This is a genomic window from Mycobacterium sp., assembly GCF_036488105.1.
In the GTDB taxonomy this organism is placed as follows: domain Bacteria; phylum Actinomycetota; class Actinomycetes; order Mycobacteriales; family Mycobacteriaceae; genus Mycobacterium.
In genome coordinates this window covers 1-2,219 of sequence record NZ_DASXHW010000319.1, presented here as the reverse complement: position 1 = coordinate 2,219, position 2,219 = coordinate 1, and the positions used below count along the sequence as shown (strand labels likewise).

The window sequence follows — 2,219 nt, the reverse complement described above, 5'->3', positions numbered from 1 at the left end:
ATCGATGTCGCCGTTCATCATCTTGATGAAGGCTTCGACGCCGACGGCGTTGACCAATGGCTCGGCGAAGGGATCGTCGATCAGGGGGTTAGGGCCTTTGGACGCCATCGCGCGTCGAGCGGCCACTGCGGTGGCGGTGGCACCCACGCTGGACGCCAGGTCCCAGCTGTCGCCGTCGTAGCGTCCGGTGTCGCTTGCGGTCATCTGGAGACCTCCTATCTGCGAGTTGCGATGACGGAGACGACGTTTCGGAATGCGGCCAGCGCGTCGTCGTCGGGGAAGACCCGACCGTGTTCACCGAAGAGCTCTCGGCGACTGCGGGACGACACGTCCCAGCCGCGGTCGGTGAGGTAGTCCGCGACGTTGTTTCGCTCGCCCTCGTAGAACAACCCCGACAAGTCGACATCGCAGCCGATGTCGGCCCATCGGTCGCTCATCGCCTTGCCGCGCTCGGCCATCGTCGGACCGCTGTCCGGGTGGTACTCGGTGGCGATCTGGCTGCCCGGGGCGCTGAGCGCCGTGATGTGGTCGAAGAGTCGGTCCTGCGCTTCCGGTGGCAGGTACATCAACAGCCCCTCGGCGCTCCAGGCCGACGGCTTGGTGTCGTCAAAACCGCTGTCGCGCAACGCTGTCGGCCAATCCTCGCGCAGGTCGATGCTGACGGTGCGGCGCTGTGCCGCCGGTTCGGCGCCCAGTTCTGCCATGGTCTCGGTTTTGAACACGACGACCTGAGGTTGATCGACTTCGTAGACGACGCTGCCGGCCGGCCAGTTCAGCCGGTAAGCCCTGGAGTCCAGGCCGGCGGCCAGGATCACGGCCTGATGAATGCCCGCCGCGGAGGCATTGACGAAGAACTCGTCGAAAAACCGGGTGCGCACCGCGATCGAGTCGGTTTCGGTCTGCAGTTCCGTAGGGCCGTTCCCCCCGGCGTCGGCCGGAGCGATGTCCCCGTCGACCACCCGGGTGAAGAAATCAATGCCCACTGCACGTACCAGGGGAGCGGCGAACGGGTCACTGATGATCGGGTCGGGATCCTCGGAGGCCAGCGCCCGGGCGGCCGCGACCATCGTGGCCGTGGCGCCCACGCTCGAGGCCAGATCCCAACTGTCGGTATCACTGCGCGCCATGCTCACCCTTTCTGTCAGCACTCAGCTGTAGTCCTTTGATATTTAGCCAAGGTAAAGAGCCAATGAAACCTTACGCCCGGTTGCTGTGTGCCGGCTGGCCGCAGCCCACCCGTCTGCAGGACAGCGCTGCGTGCGCTGTTAGTCTCGTAGACTGTCTGACGCGCGCCTGAACACGTCCTGGCCTGCATGTGCTCGGCGCGCGACGCAGGACCATCCAGGACAGTTCAGTGCTGGACACGCCAGCAAGTAGGCATGCCGCGACCAGAGACCGGCTGCGCAGGAGGAAGAGTGCTTTCGGCTTTCATCTCATCGCTGCGAACAGCCGATCTCAGACGGAAGATTCTGGTCACGCTGGCCATCGTCATCCTCTACCGGTTGGGTGCGACGTTGCCGTCGCCCGGCGTCAACTACCCAAACGTGCAGAAGTGCCTCACCCAGATCAGCGGTGGGGACGCGGCGCAGATCTACTCGCTGATCAACCTGTTCTCCGGTGGTGCCCTGCTACAGCTGACCGTGTTCGCGGTCGGAGTGATGCCCTACATCACCGCGAGCATCATCGTGCAGCTGCTCACCGTGGTCATCCCGCGGTTCGAAGAGCTGCGTAAAGAAGGCCAGGCCGGCCAGGCCAAGATGACGCAGTACACCCGCTACCTGGCGATCGCGCTGGCCATCCTGCAGGCCACCAGCATCGTGGCGCTGGCCGCCAATGGCGGCCTCTTGCAGGGCTGCAACCTGGACATCATCGCCAACCACAGCATCTTCACGCTGGTCGTCATCGTGCTGGCCATGACGGCGGGCGCCGCGTTGGTGATGTGGATGGGTGAACTGGTCACCGAACGAGGTATCGGTAACGGTATGTCGCTGATGATCTTCACCGGCATCGCCGCCCGAATCCCGGGCGAAGGCAAGACCATTCTGGACGGCCGCGGCGGGGTGGTGTTCACCACCGTGTGTGTGGCGGCGCTGATCATCGTCATCGGCGTGGTGTTCGTCGAGCAGGGGCAGCGACGTATCCCCGTGCAGTACGCCAAGCGCATGGTGGGCCGGCGGATGTACGGCGGCACCTCGACCTACCTGCCGCTGAAGGTCAAC

3 protein-coding genes are annotated in these 2,219 nt (G+C 64.6%); 1 reads left to right on the top strand and 2 read right to left on the bottom strand.

The features are described from left to right. Together VGH54_RS16905 and VGH54_RS16900 are read right to left on the bottom strand one after the other, a co-directional pair. Window positions 1-204, bottom strand: a 204-nt coding sequence (locus tag VGH54_RS16905) for a class I SAM-dependent methyltransferase (protein ID WP_331513228.1), incomplete at its 3' end; no start/stop codon positions are given. Window positions 205-215: 11 nt separating this feature from the next. After that, a complete protein-coding gene (locus tag VGH54_RS16900) occupies window positions 216-1,127 on the bottom strand; it encodes a class I SAM-dependent methyltransferase (RefSeq protein WP_331513227.1) in 912 nt (303 codons plus the stop codon). Between the two features lie 288 nt (window positions 1,128-1,415). Between VGH54_RS16900 and VGH54_RS16895 the strand changes: the two genes are divergently transcribed. Then, the coding region (locus VGH54_RS16895) for a preprotein translocase subunit SecY (RefSeq protein ID WP_331513226.1) at window positions 1,416-2,219 on the top strand (804 nt) is incomplete at its 3' end.

Bases quoted from the DNA above. Each gene is read 5' to 3' on its own strand.
- VGH54_RS16900 (WP_331513227.1), bottom strand. From the start codon at position 1,127: ATGGCGCGCAGTGATACCGACAGTTGGGATCTGGCCTCGAGCGTGGGC.